At 67.4% G+C, this 16214-nt stretch carries 17 protein-coding genes; 12 read left to right on the top strand and 5 right to left on the bottom strand.

Features of this window, described 5'->3' with window-relative positions; translation table 11 throughout:
* The first annotated feature begins 45 nt into the window (after window positions 1-45).
* Window positions 46-1137, top strand: a complete 1092-nt coding sequence (locus ASE10_RS06145; protein ID WP_082559736.1) for a S41 family peptidase — start codon at window positions 46-48, stop codon at window positions 1135-1137.
* 119 nt (window positions 1138-1256) lie between these two features.
* Here ASE10_RS06145 and ASE10_RS06140 read toward each other — a convergent pair whose 3' ends face one another.
* From ASE10_RS06140 to ASE10_RS06130, 3 genes are all read right to left on the bottom strand, one after another.
* Window positions 1257-1703 (bottom strand): hypothetical protein, encoded by a 447-nt coding sequence (locus ASE10_RS06140; protein WP_055904442.1) that lies wholly within the window; start codon window positions 1701-1703, stop codon window positions 1257-1259.
* 168 nt (window positions 1704-1871) lie between these two features.
* The gene (locus ASE10_RS06135; protein ID WP_082559735.1) at window positions 1872-3209 is read right to left on the bottom strand and encodes an amidohydrolase family protein; all 1338 of its coding nucleotides are present in this window, start codon (window positions 3207-3209) and stop codon (window positions 1872-1874) included.
* Window positions 3210-3418: 209 nt separating this feature from the next.
* On the bottom strand, window positions 3419-4057 hold the full coding sequence (locus ASE10_RS06130; RefSeq protein ID WP_055904439.1) for an OmpW family outer membrane protein: 639 nt from the start codon (window positions 4055-4057) through the stop codon (window positions 3419-3421).
* 531 nt (window positions 4058-4588) lie between these two features.
* Here ASE10_RS06130 and ASE10_RS06125 point away from each other — a divergent pair.
* The 5 genes from ASE10_RS06125 to lpdA all read left to right on the top strand — a co-directional run bounded on the left by ASE10_RS06125 (window position 4589) and on the right by lpdA (window position 10010).
* Window positions 4589-5377 carry a DUF2884 family protein gene (locus tag ASE10_RS06125; protein WP_055904435.1) on the top strand — a complete coding sequence of 263 codons (789 nt, stop codon included), beginning with the start codon at window positions 4589-4591 and terminating at the stop codon, window positions 5375-5377.
* Between the two features lie 198 nt (window positions 5378-5575).
* A complete protein-coding gene (aceF, locus tag ASE10_RS06120) occupies window positions 5576-6976 on the top strand; it encodes a dihydrolipoyllysine-residue acetyltransferase (protein WP_082559734.1) in 1401 nt (466 codons plus the stop codon).
* Window positions 6977-7004: 28 nt separating this feature from the next.
* The gene (locus ASE10_RS06115) at window positions 7005-7484 is read left to right on the top strand and encodes an SgcJ/EcaC family oxidoreductase (RefSeq protein ID WP_055904432.1); all 480 of its coding nucleotides are present in this window, start codon (window positions 7005-7007) and stop codon (window positions 7482-7484) included.
* A 20-nt stretch (window positions 7485-7504) separates the two neighbouring features.
* Entirely contained in the window at window positions 7505-8200 is a 696-nt protein-coding gene (locus ASE10_RS06110; RefSeq protein WP_056305960.1) for a hypothetical protein, read from the top strand.
* Window positions 8187-10010: a dihydrolipoyl dehydrogenase gene (gene lpdA / locus ASE10_RS06105; protein ID WP_056305959.1), complete on the top strand. Its 1824-nt coding sequence runs from the start codon at window positions 8187-8189 to the stop codon at window positions 10008-10010. Before ASE10_RS06110 ends, lpdA begins: the two co-directional genes overlap by 14 nt.
* A 220-nt stretch (window positions 10011-10230) precedes the next feature.
* Here the strand turns inward: lpdA and ASE10_RS06100 are convergent, their stop codons facing one another.
* Window positions 10231-11040 (bottom strand): YfaZ family outer membrane protein, encoded by an 810-nt coding sequence (locus ASE10_RS06100; RefSeq protein ID WP_056305957.1) that lies wholly within the window; start codon window positions 11038-11040, stop codon window positions 10231-10233.
* A gap of 287 nt (window positions 11041-11327) precedes the next feature.
* On the bottom strand, window positions 11328-11534 hold the full coding sequence (locus ASE10_RS06095) for a DUF2061 domain-containing protein (RefSeq protein ID WP_055904417.1): 207 nt from the start codon (window positions 11532-11534) through the stop codon (window positions 11328-11330).
* Window positions 11535-11880: 346 nt separating this feature from the next.
* Here ASE10_RS06095 and ASE10_RS06090 point away from each other — a divergent pair, with 346 nt between their 5' ends.
* The 6 genes from ASE10_RS06090 to atpA all read left to right on the top strand — a co-directional run bounded on the left by ASE10_RS06090 (window position 11881) and on the right by atpA (window position 16182).
* The gene (locus ASE10_RS06090; protein ID WP_055904414.1) at window positions 11881-12237 is read left to right on the top strand and encodes a hypothetical protein; all 357 of its coding nucleotides are present in this window, start codon (window positions 11881-11883) and stop codon (window positions 12235-12237) included.
* 10 nt (window positions 12238-12247) lie between these two features.
* Window positions 12248-13072 carry a F0F1 ATP synthase subunit A gene (atpB, locus tag ASE10_RS06085; protein ID WP_055904411.1) on the top strand — a complete coding sequence of 275 codons (825 nt, stop codon included), beginning with the start codon at window positions 12248-12250 and terminating at the stop codon, window positions 13070-13072.
* 94 nt (window positions 13073-13166) lie between these two features.
* Complete coding sequence (gene atpE / locus ASE10_RS06080) at window positions 13167-13439, top strand: F0F1 ATP synthase subunit C (RefSeq protein WP_055904408.1); 273 nt, start codon at window positions 13167-13169, stop codon at window positions 13437-13439.
* A gap of 88 nt (window positions 13440-13527) precedes the next feature.
* Window positions 13528-13998, top strand: coding sequence for a F0F1 ATP synthase subunit B (locus ASE10_RS06075; protein ID WP_055904404.1), 471 nt, complete (start codon window positions 13528-13530; stop codon window positions 13996-13998).
* A 42-nt stretch (window positions 13999-14040) separates the two neighbouring features.
* Window positions 14041-14568, top strand: coding sequence for a F0F1 ATP synthase subunit delta (locus ASE10_RS06070; RefSeq protein ID WP_055904401.1), 528 nt, complete (start codon window positions 14041-14043; stop codon window positions 14566-14568).
* 63 nt (window positions 14569-14631) lie between these two features.
* The gene (gene atpA, locus ASE10_RS06065; protein WP_055904398.1) at window positions 14632-16182 is read left to right on the top strand and encodes a F0F1 ATP synthase subunit alpha; all 1551 of its coding nucleotides are present in this window, start codon (window positions 14632-14634) and stop codon (window positions 16180-16182) included.
* Window positions 16183-16214 lie beyond the last annotated feature (32 nt).

Genomic DNA, 16214 nt, shown 5'->3' with positions numbered 1-16214 from the left:
CGAAGCTGGGCTCGTCGAATCGCGACGAACCTCAGGAGCAGGGAGATGGGCAGGACTTATGTGCGCGGCGCCGTGGCGGCGGGCGGCGGCTTGCTTGCGGTGGGCATATTGCTGTTCGGGGTCCTGGGACGGGCTGAGCCCGGTCCGCCTCCGCAACGGGACATGGCCGTGGATGCGGCGATGCGCCGCGAAGTGATCGCCGCGACGGTGGCGAGCCTGGATCGCGCCTACGTCTTTCCGGATAAGGCGACGGCGATGGGTGCGTACCTGCGGAACCGGCTGCAGCGAGGCGACTTCGACACCATCACCAGCGCGGAGGAATTCGCCCGGACCCTGACCGAAGCGCTGCGCGAGCAGAGTCACGACCTGCACCTGGAGTTGCGCTACGTGGAGCAGCCGGTGCCCATGGAGACGCCGGGCCAGGCCGCTCCGGCAGGCGCGAGCGCCGAGGAGACGACCAAGCAGCGGCGACTCAACTTCGGCGTATCCACCGTCGGCCGCTTACCCGGCAATCTGGGCTATATCGATCTGCACCAATTCGGCCGCCCGGTCGGCGCGACGCCCAGAATCGCCGCGGCCATGGATCTGGTATCCGATACCGCTGCCTTGGTCCTGGACCTACGCAAGTGCGGCGGCGGCGATCCCGACACCGTCATGACGTTCGCCAGCTATTTGTTCGACCGTCCCACGCACCTCAATGACGTCTACTGGCGCGACGAGAACCGCACGGAACGGCGCTGGACACAGCCCCAGGTTGCGGGCACGCGCTACGGTCAGGCGCGCAAGATCTATCTGCTCACGAGCGGCGACACGTTCTCGGGCTGCGAAGATCTTGCCTACGCGCTGAAGAACAATCGCCGTGCGACCTTGATCGGCGAGACAACCGGCGGCGGCGCGCATGCGGGCAGTCCGCAGCGGCTGACGGCGCACTTCATGATGTTCGTGCCGTCGGGGCGGCCTATCAATCCGATCACCCATACGGACTGGGAAGGCGTGGGGGTTGTTCCGGACATAAAGGTGCCGGCGGAACAAGCGCTCGACGTGGCCCAGGTCGCCGCGCTCGAGGCGATCATTCCTGGCGAGCGCGACCGGCAATGGCGGTCGAAATTGCAGGAGCGGGTCGACGAGCTGAAGTAGGGGGTGATCGGGGCGATCACTCCGGCCGCTTCCCTGTCGCCGGTCGCAAGGCGGCGGCTTCATCGAAGAGAAGGCGGCCCGGAGGCCGCCTTCGTCACCTTCAAGCGCGCTTGGCGTACTTAGTGCATCGGTTCGATATTGAATGCGCCGACGTCGATACCGACGTTGACGCCTTCGCCGCCACCGGCCAGGGCCAGGGACACGGTGCCCTTGCTGAGTATCTGCGCCTCGCCCGACTTCACGATGCCGGCGTTGGCGCTGGCTTGCGCGTAGTGGCCCAGCACCTCGCGGATGTTGTGCACGTCGGTGAAGCGGCCCTTGCCGTTGTCGATCTTCCACTTGCCGGCCGTCACGCCGATGGCCTTGGCGCTCACGCGCACCGGCATCGATGCGCCGTTGTTGCAGGTCACGCGGCCGGTGCCCGTGGTGTGCTTGTAGACCAGCGACCAACCGGTGAGGTTGTAGTCCAGCTTGCAGTCGATGTCGGACGCGGCGCGTGCCGGCGGCATCGTGACGGCGAGGGCGCTGGCGAGCAGGGCGGACAAAACAATGCGATGCGAACTCATGGCGCAACTCCTCCTTGGGGGAGGTCTCGCAGTCTCCACCTTGCGGCTGAACGGATGCGGAGGATCGGCCTTCACCCCTCCGTCGCTTCAGGACGCAGAGGCGGAAGTCGCGGCGGCGTGAAGGAGATGGTCGAGCGCGCCGGCGGGGAATGCGGCGAGAATTCGGCCTTACGGCGCCACGACCTTCGCGTCCCGCATCACCACTTCGCCGCCCTTCATCACGAACACCGGCTGCGCGTCCAGGGCATGGATGTCGGCCAGGGGATCGGCGGCGACCGCGACCAGGTCGGCGTAGCGTCCCGCCTCGACCGCGCCGACCTTGTCCGACCAGCCCAGCAGCTCGGCCGCGTCCGAGGTCGCCGCGCGCAGGGCCTGCATCGGCGTCATGCCCCACTCGACCATCTTCGGGAACTGCTTGCGGTTGTCGCCGTGCGGATACACGCCGGCGTCGGTGCCGAAGCCCATGCGCGCGCCCGCGCGCACGGCCTTGCGGAAATTTTCGCGCTGGGTGCGGCCGACCAGCTTCTCCTTGTCGATCATCTGCTGCGGAAAGCCCAGGCGCGCGTATTCCGCCAGGATGTAGTCGTCGTTGTAGACGTCCATCACCAGCCAGGTGCCCTTCTGCTTGGCCAGGCGCAGGCCCTCGTCGTCGATGAAGCTGGCGTGCTCGACAGAATCGACGCCGGCCAGGATCGCCATGCGGATCGCTTCTGCGCCGTGCGCATGCGCGGCGACGCGCTTGCCCCAGCGGTGGGACTCGTCGACGATCGCGTTCATCTCTTCCTGGGTGTACTGCGGCGCGCCGACCGAGGCTTCGGCGCTGAGCACGCCGGCTCCGGCCATGAATTTGATCACCTCGGCGCCGTGCTTGACGTTGTCGCGGACCTTCGCGCGCACCGCCTCGACGCCGTCGGCGACGCCGCTGGCGTTGTGGAACTCCAGGTAGGGCGAGAAGCCGGTGTTGCCGTCGATATGGCCGCCGGTCGCGCCGATCGCCAGGCCCGAGGGCAGGATGCGCGGGCCCTGCAGGCGACCGTGGTCGATCGCGCGTGCCAGGGCGACGTCGATGTACTCGGCCGAGCCGACGTTGCGCACCGTGGTGAAGCCCGCACGCAGGGTGCGTTCGGCGTAGAGGTGGGCGGTGACCGCGTCGTCGATCGGGCTGCGCTTGAGGATGTCCTCGAAGTAGTTGCCGGTGCCGCTGGTGGAGTCGCCGGTGATGTGCACGTGCAGATCGATGAAGCCCGGCATCAGGGTGGCCGTGCCCAGGTCGATCAGTTCCACCCCGGCCGGGGCCTCGCCGCCGGCGGATACCGCGACGATCTTTTCGCCTTCGATCAGCACCAGCGGTCGCTCGACCACGCGCTGGTGGGCGGTGTCGATCAGGCGCGCGGCCCGCACCGCGACGCGCCTGGGCGCCGCGGACGCCTCGCTGGTGTCGTCCGCGTACGCGCCGGCGCTGGGCAGCGCGAGCAACAGCAGGGCAAGCAGGACGGGCAGACGCATGGTGGCACTCGCGGCGAGGACAGGAGCGCCGAGTGTAGCCATGCCCGCGCGGGTGCAGCAGTGCGTAGCGACCGCTTTCGGCATGCCCGCGCATCGGGCCCGAGCGGATGCGGCATCGCAAAAAGAAAGCGGACCCCGTCGCCGGGGTCCGCCTGGTGTTGCGATCGCCGAGGTTCCGGCGACGGTGCTGCGGTTGTTGCGCGGCGGGCTTAGAAGCGCGCGCCCAGGCCCACGCCCAGGACCACCGGGTTGAGTTCGGCCTCGCCGACCTTGACGCCGTCGACGCGCGCGTCCGACTTGCCCTGCAGATAGCGCACGTCGGCGCGGGCGAACCAGGTCGGGTTGATGTTGAGGTCGACGCCGGCGGTGGCCATCGCGCCCTTGGCGGTTTCCACGCCGATGCGCTGGCCGGCCAGCACGCCGGCCGGCTCGGCCTTCTCGCCGCTGTAGTTGGACTCGTAGTAGCCCAGGCCCACGAACGGGCGCACGGTCTTGTCCGGCGCGCCGAAGTGGTACTGGCCGCTCACGGCGTAGGGCTGCGCATCGACGCTGCCGGCCTTGGCGCCGTTGAGGTTGACGCGGTGGCCGAACTTGTCGGCCGCGCCCCAGGCTTCGACCGCGATGTTGTCGGTGATGTAGTAGCTGGCGCTCAGGGTCGCAGCGCCGTCGCCGTCGACTTGGCTGCGGGCGCCGGCGATCGACGGATTCTTGGTCGGCTCGGACAGCGCATAGCCGCCGACGACGGCGAAGCGCTTGCCGGTAGCGGTGCCGGCGTCCTGGGCGAATGCGGCCGGGGCGATGGCCAGGGTGCCGAGGAGGGCGAGGGTCAAATGACGAAAGCGCATCATGGCGTGGACTCCTTGGTTGTCTTATGTGGATGCCTTGGGGGAGGCGTGCGCAGGCTAGGACTTTGCGCATGAACGTTGCTTGCGCCGTGATCGCGCGACGCGGAACTTTTGCGTCGTGTGCGCAGCGCGCGGCTTCGCATGAGAATCACTACTGCGATGAACCGAACTTGAAGTCGTGACGATTCGCGTCGTTTCGTGGCTGAACGAGCATGCCGACGGTATTGCTCGAATTTGTGCGCGATGTGTGCAGGCGGCGTAGCGACGGGCTGTGCGTGCGATGCCCGCTGGCGATGCGGCGATTCTGAATCGTTGCGGAAGCGCGCAGCGTATGGAGCGCGCTGTGGCGCCGCAGATGAACAAAGAACTCGAAACCTCGGCTATAAACGCAATGCAACCGTCCATGAACGCAGCCGGTTCACAGGGGAGTGCCGCGGCCGCCGTCGCATGGCGAAGGTCATGCTCCCCACCGGCAGGGGACGCCGGCCCCGGCGCGCGGCATCATGGCCTCACCCCGTCACATGGAGTCCGACGATGCGCCGCCCTGCCCAGAACCGTTCCGGTCGTTCCCTCTCGCCGCGGCTGCTGGCCTTGGCGGTGCTCGCGCTGAGCTGCGGCGCCGCCTGGGCGGACGAGATCGAGTGCAATGTCCAGAGCGACTACGAGCTGACGCTCAACGAGCGCAGCGTGATCTTCACCCGCGACACCGGCACCCCGAAGGCGATCGTGATGCGCCAGGGGCGCTTGTTCGTGGACGACAAGTGGCTGAGCCTGAGCGCGGCCGACAGCCGCCGCATTGCCGATTTCGAGCAGCAGACCCGGGCGGCGATGCCCGAGGCGCAGCGGATCGGTCGCGAGGCCGCCGAGATCGCCTTCACCGCCCTGGGCGAGGTCGCGGCCGGCTTCAGCAGCGATCCCAAGACCGCGCGGGCCAAGCTGGACAAGGCCCGTGCCCAGATCGACGCGCGCCTGGCGCGCTCGGTCACGCCCACCCATTTCAATGGCGACGACCTGGGCGAGGGCATCGGCGAGGCGGTCGGCGAGGTGATTCCGAGCCTGATCGGCGACATCGTCGGCGGCGCGATCGGCGCCGCCTTCAGCGGCGACGAGACCCGGCTCAAGCGCCTGGAGAACCTGGACGCGCAGGTCGAAGCCAAGGTCAAGCCGCGCGCCGACGCGCTCGAAGTGCGGGCCGAGAGCCTGTGTCGGCGTATGGTCGAGCTGGACCGGCTCGACAACGAGTTGGAAGTCCGGGTCGACGGCAAGCCCTTGAATCTGATGACCGCCAAGGCCGAGCCGCGCACCGTGAAGGTCAGGAAGTAAGCGCCGCGGTCGCGACGCGCCACGGCCCGCGCCTTCCGGGCCGGGCGGCGCGGTCGCGCTTGGTCGATCCGGCCCGGGCCGCCTATCCCTGCAGGCCCAGTACCTGCCCGTACGCGCATACGGCCAAAGACTGCGGTTGGCGTGGCTGGCTCCAGCAGCCACAATAGGGTTTTCGCGCATTTGCGGAGCCCCACGATCATGGCTGAGCTGAAGGAAGCACGCGTCCCCGACATCGGCGACTACGACGGCGTCCCCGTCATCGAACTGCTGGTCGCGGTCGGCGACACGGTCCAACAAGACCAGGGACTGGTCACGCTGGAGTCCGACAAGGCGACCATGGAAGTACCGGCGCCGTTCGCCGGCATCGTGCGCGAGCTCAAGGTCAAGATCGGCGACAACCTGGCCGAAGGCAGCGTGGTGGCTCTGATCGAGCCCAGCGCGGGCGGCGCCGCGGCCGCGCCCGCCGCCGCTGCGGCCGAGGCACCCAAGGCCGCTGCGACCGCGCCTGCAGCCCCCGCGCCTGCAGCCCCCGCTGCGCCTGCCGCGGCTGCTCCCGCGCCGGCCGCCGCCGCCCCGGTCGCCCTGGCCGGCGTCGGCGCCGGTACCGATCCGGAAGCGATGCCGCCGCGCACGCCGCCGGTCGCCTTCACTGCCGAAGAGCTGCTGCCGGACAAGGTTCCCTACGCCAGCCCCGCCGTGCGCCTGTTCGCGCGCGAGCTCGGCGTAGATCTGTCGCATGTGAGCGGCAGCGCCCGCGGCGGCCGCATTGCCAAGGAGGACGTGCAGTCCTTCGTCAAGGGCGTGATGCAGGGCGGCGCTGCGCCGGCCGGCGCTGGCGCCGCGCCTTCGCTCGGCGGCGGGCTCAACCTGCTGCCCTGGCCCAAGGTCGATTTCAGCAAGTTCGGCGAGACCGAAACCAAGCCGCTGTCGCGCATCCAGAAGCTCTCCGGCGCCAACCTCGCGCGCAACTGGGCGATGATCCCGCACGTCACCCAGCACGACGACGCCGACATCACCGACCTGGAAGCGCTGCGCGTGGCGCTCAACAAGGAGAACGAGAAGGCCGGCCTCAAGCTGACCATGCTCGCCTTCCTGATGAAGGCCAGCGTCGCTGCGTTGCAGAAGTACCCGACCTTCAACGCCTCGCTCGACGCCTCGGGCGAGAACCTGACCCTGAAGAAGTACTTCCACGTCGGTTTCGCCGCCGACACTCCGAACGGCCTGGTCGTGCCGGTGGTGCGCGACTGCGACAAGAAGGGCGTGCTGCAGATCGCCAAGGAGACCGGCGAACTCGCCGCCAAGGCGCGCGAAGGCAAGCTCGGCCCGGCCGACATGAGCGGCGGCTGCTTCTCGATCAGCTCGCTGGGCGGCATCGGCGGCACCGCGTTCACCCCGATCGTCAACGCCCCGGAAGTCGCGATCCTGGGCGTGTCCAAGTCGGCGACCAAGCCGGTCTGGGACGGCAAGCAGTTCGCGCCGCGCCTGATCCTGCCGCTGTCGCTGTCCTACGACCACCGCGTCATCGACGGCGCCGCCGCCGCGCGCTTCACCGCGTATCTCGCCCAGCTGTTGGGCGATATGCGGCGCGTGCTGCTGTAAGCGCGGGCCGACGGCGTCGGGCGCGGCCATGCCGATTCGACTTCGCCATTGCGCGATCGGGCTGCTGCTCGCCGGCAGCCTGTGGTCGGCCATGGTCCATGCCGCCGACCCCGCGCCGCCGCGTTCGCTGCAGGCGACGCTGGACGCGCACCTGGCCGCGATCAACGCCCGCGACCTCGACGCCTTGCTGGCCACGGTCACCAGCGGCGACAAACTCACCCTGATCCTGCCCAACGGTCAGGTACTCGACAGCCGCGAACAGTTCCGATCGCTGCACGTGGACTGGTTCGCCGAGCGCGACTGGCGCATGCGTTTCCAAATACGCTCGGTGCGCGAGCTCGGCGACGTCGGCGTCGCCTTGGTGAAATACGAATCGCAGGCGCTGCAAGCCGACGGCAGTTTCAAAACCCGGCGCGAAGCCTGGCTCAGCCTGGTGTTCGCGAAAGAAGCCGACGGCTGGCGCCTGGTGTACGACCAGAACACCGTGATTCCCCCGGCCACGCCTTGAACAGGATCCCGACAGTTCTCATGAGCGACTCCCACGCCTACGCCTTATCGACGTCCGTTTCCGCACTCGCCCTGGCGGCGCTGCTGCTGGCTTCCCCACTCGCGCGCGCCGCCGACGAATGCAAGCCCGAACTCGGCCGCGGCTGGCCGCCGGCGACCGAGAACCATGGCAGCGCGGTCGAGGGCCTGTTCGCGGCCGGCGCCAAGCCGGCGCTGAGCCTGACCACGCTGCCGCCCTACCGCAACGAAAGCGGCCTGCTGCTGGTGCCGGCCGAGGGCGACGCCGACTGGCGCCTGCGTTACGCCGAGGCCGACGATCGCGTCGCGGCCTGGAGCGGCGGCGCGCTGCGCATGCGCGTCGATCAGCAGCCGGAAGTCGTCGATGTGCCGATGCCGGCCGCGCTGGCCAAACGCCTGGTCGCCGATTGGCGCCGCGCGCTCAGCGCGACCGTGCCGGAAGACCGCGCGGCGACCTTCCACGACGCGGACACGCTGTTGTTCATGGTCGACGGCCTGCGCGTCAGCGGCCTGCAGCCCGAATGCGGCGCCGGCGAACTGCTGATGCGGCAGAGCGCACTCCTGATCAAGGCGACCGACGATGGCGACGAGCGGCGCGCGCGCCGCTGGGCCGAACTGTCGGAGTCCCTGGACGAATTGAATAAATGGCTCGCCGGCAATACCGCGGGCGGCACGGGAGCAGCGAATGGCAACGATTGAAGTCAAAGTCCCGGACATCGGCGGTTACGACGACGTACCGGTCATCGAGTTGCTGGTCGCGGTCGGCGACAGCGTCAAGAAGGACCAGGGCCTGGTCACGCTGGAGTCTGACAAGGCGACGATGGAAGTGCCGTCGTCGGCCGACGGCGTGGTCAAGTCGATCAGCGTCAAGCTCGGCGACAAGGTCGCGGAAGGCACGGTGATCGCGATCCTGGAAACGGCCGCTACGGATGCGGCCGGCGAGAGCAAGGCCGCGCCCGCCGCTGCGCCTGCGCCCGCGAAGGCCGCCGAAGCCGCGCCCGCCGCGTCGCCTGCGCCGGCTGCGCCGTCCGCACCCGCCGCGCCTGCGCCCAGCGCAGCCGCTGCCAGCGGCCGCAAGGCCGACGTCGAATGCCACATGCTCGTGCTCGGCTCCGGCCCCGGCGGCTACACCGCCGCGTTCCGCGCCGCCGACCTGGGTCTGGACACGGTGCTGGTCGAGCGCTACGCCACCCTCGGCGGCGTCTGCCTCAACGTCGGCTGCATTCCGTCCAAGGCGTTGCTGCACGCGGCCGCGCTGATCGACGAGACCTCGCATTCGGCCGACATCGGCCTGGATTTCGGCACGCCCAAGATCGACCTGGGCAAGCTGCGCGACTTCAAGCAGAACAAGGTCGTCGGCACTTTCACCAAGGGCCTGGCCGGCATGGCCAAGCAGCGCAAGGTGCGTGTGGTCACCGGCACCGGCCGTTTCGTCTCGCCCAATGAACTCGAAGTGACGGGCGAGGGCGGCAGCCAGTTGATCCGTTTCGAGCAATGCATCATCGCCGCCGGTTCGCAGGCGGTGAAACTGCCGGGCTTCCCCTGGGACGACCCGCGCGTCATGGATTCCACCGACGCGCTCGAGCTGGCCGAGGTACCGAAAAAGTTGCTGGTCGTCGGCGGCGGCATCATCGGGCTTGAAATGGCGACGGTCTACCGCGCCCTGGGCAGCGAAGTCACCGTGGTCGAGTTCATGGACCAGCTGATGCCGGGCGCCGATCCGGACCTGGTCAAGCCGCTGGCCGATCGCCTGAAGAAGCAGGGCGTAGCTGTGCACCTGAAGGTCAAGGCCGCCGGCACCGAGGCCAGCAAGCAGGGCATCAAGGTCTCGTTCGAACCCGCGACCGCGGGCGGCAGCGCACCGGAGGCGCAGCTGTTCGATCGCGTGCTGGTCGCGGTCGGCCGTGCCCCCAACGGCGGCAAGCTCGACGCCGACAAGGCCGGCGTGCAGGTCACCGAGCGCGGCTTCATCCCGGTCGACCGCCAGATGCGCACCAACGTGCCGCACATCTTCGCCATCGGCGATCTGGTCGGTAACCCGATGCTCGCCCACAAGGCCACTCACGAAGGCAAGCTCGCGGCCGAAGTCGCCGCCGGCGAGAAGAAAGAGTGGGTCGCCCGCGTGATCCCGTCGGTGGCCTACACCGATCCGGAAATCGCCTGGGTCGGCGTCACCGAGACCGAAGCCAAGGCCAAGGGCCTCAAGATCGGCGTCGGCAAGTTCCCCTGGGCCGCCAGCGCGCGCGCGCTGGGCCTGGGCCGCAGCGAGGGCTTCACCAAGCTGATCTTCGACGAAGCCACGCACCGCGTGATCGGCGCCGGCATCGTCGGCGTGCATGCGGGCGATCTGATCTCGGAACTGGCGCTGGCGATCGAAATGGGCTGCGAAGCGGCCGACATCGGCCACACCATCCACCCGCACCCGACCCTGAGCGAATCGGTGGCGATGGCGGCCGAGGTATACGAGGGCACGATCACCGATCTGTACATTCCGAAGAAGAAGGCTTGAGTCTTCGGATGCGATAGCGGCAACGCGATTGCGTAGGATGCGGTGAGCCGCAGGCGAACCGCATCGTCGCGCTGTGCCGAGCACGCCCGGTGGTGCGCTTGAGCGCAGCTACGGGCACTCCCCTTTTCCTTCTCCCGCTTGCGGGAGAAGGAAAGGGGAGGGAGTGCGGCGCCGAAGGTACTAATGCGCCAACGACGGCGACTAACGCCGGTTCCGGCGATCAGAACGCGAACGTCACGCCCGCCATCGGGCCCTTGAAGCGCTGATCCAGCCCCAGCACGCCGTCGCTGCCGCTCTGGTCCACGTCGAGCTTGAACCAGTCGTAGCCGACGAACACGCCGACGTTGGGCGTGAAGCGGTACTCGACCAGGGCGTTGGCGCGGCTGAGATCGCCCTCGTAGTCGTCGAAGTTGCCCCAGCTCGCATCCAGGTACTGGCCCTGGGCGACGAAACGCCAGTTCTCGTTCGGCGCCACGGTCAGGCGCGCGCCGACCACGGGCGCATAGCCGTCGTCGCTGGAGCGGCTTTCGTAGGTGTTCGCGCCGGCTTCGGCGTAGAGCTTGCCCTCGAGCTTGGCGTACTCCACGCCGAGCTGCAGGCCGAGGCTGACGGTGTCGGTCTCGACCACTGCGTAGTCGTACATCACACTGGCCAGTTCGAACTTGGCTTTGGCCTTGGCGAAGCTGCCGGCGGGAATGGTGACGTTGTCGAACGACAGATCCTGGCCCAGCGTAGCGCGGCGGTCCTTGTCGTAGCCGAAATAGTTGAACAGCAGGCGGTTGCGTTCGCTGAAGCGGAACTGGCCTTCGAGCCGCGGCACGACTTCGTCGCCGCCGAAGTCGAAGTCTTCGCTGAATTCGAACGGCTGGCCGGCGAATACGGTGTTGCCGCGCAGCTCGCTTTGCGCGTCGACCTGCATCGCGCCCAGGCGCAGGGTGAAGCGATCGTCTTCGATGGCATGCGCGGGGCGCGCGAACGCGACGCCGGCCGCGGCAAGCGCGAGCGTCAGGGGGAGGGTTCTGGGATTCACTAGTCGCACTCCGGATCGGGGGAAGGCCGGCACGGCACAACCGATGTGCCAGCAGATCCATCAATGCCGAAAACGGAGTGGAACGATCGTGAAAGCAAGCGTTTGAATCGCGCGATTCAAAGCGCTAGATCGCGAAAGCGTGACGAAAATCACAAAGGCGAAGCCCCGGCGGATGAGGCCGGGGCTTCGGGGAGCCCACCGCTGCTTTTGCCATTGACGAGGAGAGAGTGGCGGAGGGCGTTCCTTAAGACTGACCGGGCCCGGGCGGAAAGGTTCCGCAATTTCTTTCAGCTCGCCAGGGCGGCCGCCGCAGTCTCGGCGCGGCGGCGCTCGATACGCTTCCAGACCTTCTCGTGCAGGTGGAAGGCCACGGTATTGCAGGCCGGCTCGACCAGGGCCAAGGCGCCGCCGACCCAGATACTGCCGGTCATCAGGTAGCCCACCAGGAAGGCGACGGTGAAATGCACGCAGGCGAAGCTGAGGGTCTTGCTCATGACGGACGTCGATGAATGAGAATTATTCTCGATTGTGGACTTTGGTAGCCGTAAGTCAAATCGATAGTCGCGCTGGCTTCCATAGTCGATAGCTATCGCGACGCTGGCTTGCGGCGCATGGCACGCGAGACTTGACCTGCCAGGTAATTCAACGGCCTACGGCTACGGCGCATAGTGCTGCGCATGGATCGAAGACGCATCGATGCTGCCTCGAACCGGGGCATGGTGCCCGCCGCGGACGTGACGCTCGGCGGTTGCCCGAAACGCTCACGCGTTCTATACTTTTGCGGCTCTACCGGGCGCTTTGCGCCTACCCCAGACCGACGAGACCCGCGTGCACGATCCAATGTCCACGGGCCGCCGGCTGGCGTCGCGCGCGATTGCCTGGCAAGCCGGCGCGACGGCGCTGACCGCGCTGGCCTTCCTCCCCCTCGGTGCGCGCTTCGCGCTAGCGGCGGCGGTCGGCGGGGGCGCGGTCTTCGCGGGTGCTTTCGTGGCGGCCTGGATGGCGTTGGGGGGCGGCGTGCAACCGGCCGGAGCGGCCATAGGGCGGTTGCTGGCCGGAGTCATGTTCAAGTGGGTGGTGGTGTTCTTGGTGCTCGGGCTGGGTCTGGCCGTGTTCCGGTTGCCGCCGCTGCCAATGCTGGTCGGGGTGCTTGCGGCGACGCTGGCCTTCGTACTGGCCAATCTTTTGAAACGATAGGTGTCTTTTCGTGAGTGAACAGACCGGTTCGGGCGGCCTGAACGAATACATCAAGCACCATCTGACCCACAACACCACGGAGGTGTTCGGGGGCCAGTTCCATTTCGACTCGTGGATCGTCGCGTTGGCGCTGGGCTTGGTGTTCGTGCTGTGGTTCGGCCTCGCTGCGCGCAAGGCCACCGCCGGCGTTCCCAGCAAGGGCCAGGCTTTCGTCGAGATGATCGTCGAGTTCATCGACGGCCAGGTGAAGGACACCTTCCACGGCGATCGCCGCACGGTGACCCCGCTGGCGCTGACCATCTTCATGTGGGTCGTGTTCATGAACACGATGGACCTGCTGCCGCTGGATCTGTTCGGCTGGCTGGTTCACACCACCGCCGGCGCCGAAGCCGCGCACCACACCTATTTCCGCGCCGTTCCGACCGCCGACCTCAATACGACGTTCGCGCTGTCGGCCTCGGTGTTCTTCATCCTGATCGGTCACGCGGTTTCCGCCAAGGGCGCGCTGGGCTTCGGCAAGGAGCTGCTGACCGCGCCGTTCCATGCGCACGGCTTCATGAAGATCGTGCTGGTCCCGGTCAACCTGGTGATGAACGTCATCGAGTGGCTGGTCAAGCCGGTTTCGCTGGCGATGCGACTGTTCGGCAACATGTACGGCGGCGAGCTGGTGTTCATGCTGATCGCCGGCCTGATGGGCAGCATCTACACCATCGTCCCCGGCATCATCGCCAACGCCGCCTGGGCGATCTTCCACATCCTGATCATCCTGCTGCAGGCCTTCATCTTCATGATCCTCACGGTCGTCTACATCGCAGGCGCCCGCGAAAGCCATTGATTCAAGCCGCATCACCCAGCTGCACCCCTCATTCCGCTGTAACCAAATTCGTTTCCCTTCACCGTTTAGCACTACCTCTACCAGGAGAAGCACCATGGAGTTCATCGCCAACGTTCAGGGTCTGACCGCCATCGCGATCGGCATCATCATCGGTCTCGGCGCTCTGGGCGCTTGCCTCGGCATCGCGATCATGGGTTCGAAGTTCCTCGAATCCGCCGCGCGTCAGCCGGAGCTGGTCCCGATGCTGCAGGGCCGTATGTTCCTGCTCGCCGGCCTGATCGACGCGGCGTTCATCATCGGTCTCGCCGTGGCGCTGTTCTTCGCGTTCGCCAACCCGCTGATCAGCGTCCTGCAGCAGGCCGCCTGATCCGTCTCGATCCGCGCCTAATCGCGCGGACCGGACAAAGCCGGACCGGCGCAAGCCGGTCCAACGCAAGCAACGTCGAGGACCCGTCATGAATCCCAACATGACTTTCTTCGGTCAGATGCTCTCCTTCGCGATCCTCGTATGGTTCACGATGAAGTTCATTTGGCCGCCGCTGAACGCGGCTATCGAAGAACGCCAAAAGAAGATCGCCGAAGGCTTGGCCGCCGCGGAGCGTAGCCAGAAGGACCTCATCCAAGCGCAAGAACGCGCCGATGCGGAACTTCGCGAGGCTCGCACCAAGGCCAACGAGATCATCGATCAGGCGCATCAGCGCGCCAATCAGATCATCGACCAGGCCAAGACCGATGCCGTCGTCGAAGCCACGCGCCAAAAAGCGCTGGCCGATGCCGAGATCGTCGCCTCCGCCAATCGCGCCCGCGAAGACCTGCGCAAGCAGGTGTCGACGCTGGCCGTCAGCGGTGCCGAAAAGCTGCTCAAGCGCGAGATCGACGCCAACGCCCACAAGGCGCTGCTCGACGATCTGGCTGCGCAGCTGTAACGGCGCGCGACGCGAACGCACTGATCGGATAGCCCAAAGCTGATGAGCCAGAACCTCACACTCGCCCGCCCGTACGCCCGCGCTGCGTTTGCGCTGTCGCGCGACGGCGGCCGCTCCGCCGCATGGTCGCAGGGCCTCGCCCTCGCCGCGCGCATCGCCGCCGACCCGCAGGTGCACGAGCTGATCGCGCATCCGCGCCTGTCGTCGGCCGACGCCGTCGGCTTGATCGCGATGGACGGCGCAGACGAAGCCTACCTGCGCTTCCTCGGCCTGCTCGCGGACAACCGCCGGCTGCCGCTGCTGCCGGAGATCGCGGGCCTGTTCGAGGAACTGCGCGCCGAAGCCGAACGCATCGTCAAGGCGCGCGTCACCGCCGCCAGCGAACTGCCGGCGGCCGAACTCGAATCGATCAAGGCCGCGCTGAAGAAGCGCTTCGGCCGCGAAGTCGAGCTCGAGACCGCGGTCGATGCGTCGCTGATCGGCGGCGCGGTGATCGACGCCGGCGACGTAGTGATCGACGGCTCGCTCAAGGGCAAGCTCGCGCGCCTGCAGACCGCTCTCGCGGGCTGACCGGCGACCAGAACGAACTTAATTGCAAATCCGGCGTCATCGCCGGGCACAAGGGAACCACCCATGGCAAGCACGCAGCTCAACCCGTCCGAAATCAGCGAACTGATCAAGACCCGCATCGAGAAGGTCAAGCTGGCCGCCGAGGCGCGCAACGAAGGCACGGTCACCTCCGTGTCCGACGGCATCGTGCGCATCCACGGCCTGGCCGACGTGATGCAGGGCGAAATGATCGAGCTGCCGAACAACACCTTCGCGCTCGCGCTGAACCTGGAGCGCGACTCGGTCGGCGCCGTGGTCCTGGGCGACTACGAGCACCTGCGCGAAGGCGACGTGGCCAAGACCACCGCGCGCATCCTCGAAGTGCCGGTCGGCAACGAGCTGCTGGGCCGTGTGGTCAACGCGCTGGGCGAGCCGATCGACGGCAAGGGCCCGATCGACGCCAAGCTGACCGCGCCGGTGGAGCGCGTCGCGCCGGGCGTGATCTGGCGCAAGTCGGTCGACCAGCCGGTGCAGACCGGTTACAAGACCGTCGACGCGATGATCCCGATCGGCCGCGGCCAGCGCGAGCTGATCATCGGCGACCGCCAGACCGGCAAGACCGCGATGGCGATCGACGCGATCATCAACCAGAAGGGCACCGGCATTAAGTGCGTGTACGTCGCGATCGGCCAGAAGGCCAGCTCGGTCGCCAACGTCGTGCGCAAGCTGGAAGAAAACGGCGCCATGGCGCACACCATCGTGGTCGCGGCGACCGCGTCCGAGTCGGCCGCGATGCAGTACATCAGCGCCTACTCCGGCTGCACCATGGGCGAGTACTTCCTCGACCGCGGCGAAGACGCGCTGATCGTGTACGACGATCTGTCCAAGCAGGCCGTGGCCTACCGCCAGATCTCGCTGCTGCTGAAGCGCCCGCCGGGCCGCGAAGCCTACCCGGGCGACGTGTTCTACCTGCACTCCCGCCTGCTCGAGCGCGCCGCGCGCGTGTCCGAGGAGTACGTCGAGAAGTTCACCAACGGCGCGGTCAAGGGCAAGACCGGTTCGCTGACCGCGCTGCCGATCATCGAAACCCAGGCGGGCGACGTCTCGGCGTTCGTTCCGACCAACGTGATCTCGATCACCGACGGCCAGATCTTCCTGGAAACCGACCTGTTCAACGCCGGCATCCGTCCGGCCGTGAACGCCGGTATCTCGGTGTCCCGCGTCGGCGGCGCCGCGCAGACCAAGATCGTCAAAAAGCTCTCGGGCGGCATCCGTATCGCGCTCGCCCAGTACCGCGAGCTGGCTGCGTTCGCGCAGTTTGCCTCGGACCTGGACGAAGCCACCCGCAAGCAGCTCGAGCGCGGCCAGCGCGTCACCGAGCTGATGAAGCAGAAGCAGTACGCGCCGATGTCGATCGCGCTGCAGTCGCTGTCGATCTACGCGGTCGACAAGGGCTACATGGACGAAGTGCCGGTCACCAAGATCGGCGCGTTCGAGGAAGCCCTGCACGCGCACTTCGTCAACACCGCCGGCGAGCTGATCTCCAAGATCAACAGCACCGGTGCGTGGGACGACGAGATCGAAGGCGCCTTCAAGAAGGGCATCGAAGAGTTCAAGCAGACCGGGACCTGGTGAGTAAGGCCGGGATTCGTGATCCGGGATTCGGG

The sequence above is a fragment of the Lysobacter sp. Root76 genome (assembly GCF_001428685.1).
GTDB lineage: Bacteria > Pseudomonadota > Gammaproteobacteria > Xanthomonadales > Xanthomonadaceae > Lysobacter.
This window is presented reverse-complemented; position numbering and strand designations above follow the sequence as displayed.

What these genes read in the sequence shown, in the direction of transcription:
- lpdA (WP_056305959.1), top strand. Translation starts at nt 8,187, where the DNA reads ATGGCAACGATTGAAGTCAAAGTCCCGGACATCGGCGGTTACGACGAC.
- aceF (WP_082559734.1), top strand. Translation starts at nt 5,576, where the DNA reads ATGGCTGAGCTGAAGGAAGCACGCGTCCCCGACATCGGCGACTACGAC.
- ASE10_RS06125 (WP_055904435.1), top strand. Translation starts at nt 4,589, where the DNA reads ATGCGCCGCCCTGCCCAGAACCGTTCCGGTCGTTCCCTCTCGCCGCGG.
- ASE10_RS06145 (WP_082559736.1), top strand. Translation starts at nt 46, where the DNA reads ATGGGCAGGACTTATGTGCGCGGCGCCGTGGCGGCGGGCGGCGGCTTG.
- ASE10_RS06110 (WP_056305960.1), top strand. Translation starts at nt 7,505, where the DNA reads ATGAGCGACTCCCACGCCTACGCCTTATCGACGTCCGTTTCCGCACTC.
- ASE10_RS06090 (WP_055904414.1), top strand. Translation starts at nt 11,881, where the DNA reads ATGTCCACGGGCCGCCGGCTGGCGTCGCGCGCGATTGCCTGGCAAGCC.
- ASE10_RS06135 (WP_082559735.1), bottom strand. Translation starts at nt 3,209, where the DNA reads ATGCGTCTGCCCGTCCTGCTTGCCCTGCTGTTGCTCGCGCTGCCCAGC.
- atpA (WP_055904398.1), top strand. Translation starts at nt 14,632, where the DNA reads ATGGCAAGCACGCAGCTCAACCCGTCCGAAATCAGCGAACTGATCAAG.
- ASE10_RS06070 (WP_055904401.1), top strand. Translation starts at nt 14,041, where the DNA reads ATGAGCCAGAACCTCACACTCGCCCGCCCGTACGCCCGCGCTGCGTTT.
- ASE10_RS06095 (WP_055904417.1), bottom strand. Translation starts at nt 11,534, where the DNA reads ATGAGCAAGACCCTCAGCTTCGCCTGCGTGCATTTCACCGTCGCCTTC.
- ASE10_RS06140 (WP_055904442.1), bottom strand. Translation starts at nt 1,703, where the DNA reads ATGAGTTCGCATCGCATTGTTTTGTCCGCCCTGCTCGCCAGCGCCCTC.
- atpE (WP_055904408.1), top strand. Translation starts at nt 13,167, where the DNA reads ATGGAGTTCATCGCCAACGTTCAGGGTCTGACCGCCATCGCGATCGGC.
- ASE10_RS06130 (WP_055904439.1), bottom strand. Translation starts at nt 4,057, where the DNA reads ATGATGCGCTTTCGTCATTTGACCCTCGCCCTCCTCGGCACCCTGGCC.
- ASE10_RS06115 (WP_055904432.1), top strand. Translation starts at nt 7,005, where the DNA reads ATGCCGATTCGACTTCGCCATTGCGCGATCGGGCTGCTGCTCGCCGGC.
- ASE10_RS06075 (WP_055904404.1), top strand. Translation starts at nt 13,528, where the DNA reads ATGAATCCCAACATGACTTTCTTCGGTCAGATGCTCTCCTTCGCGATC.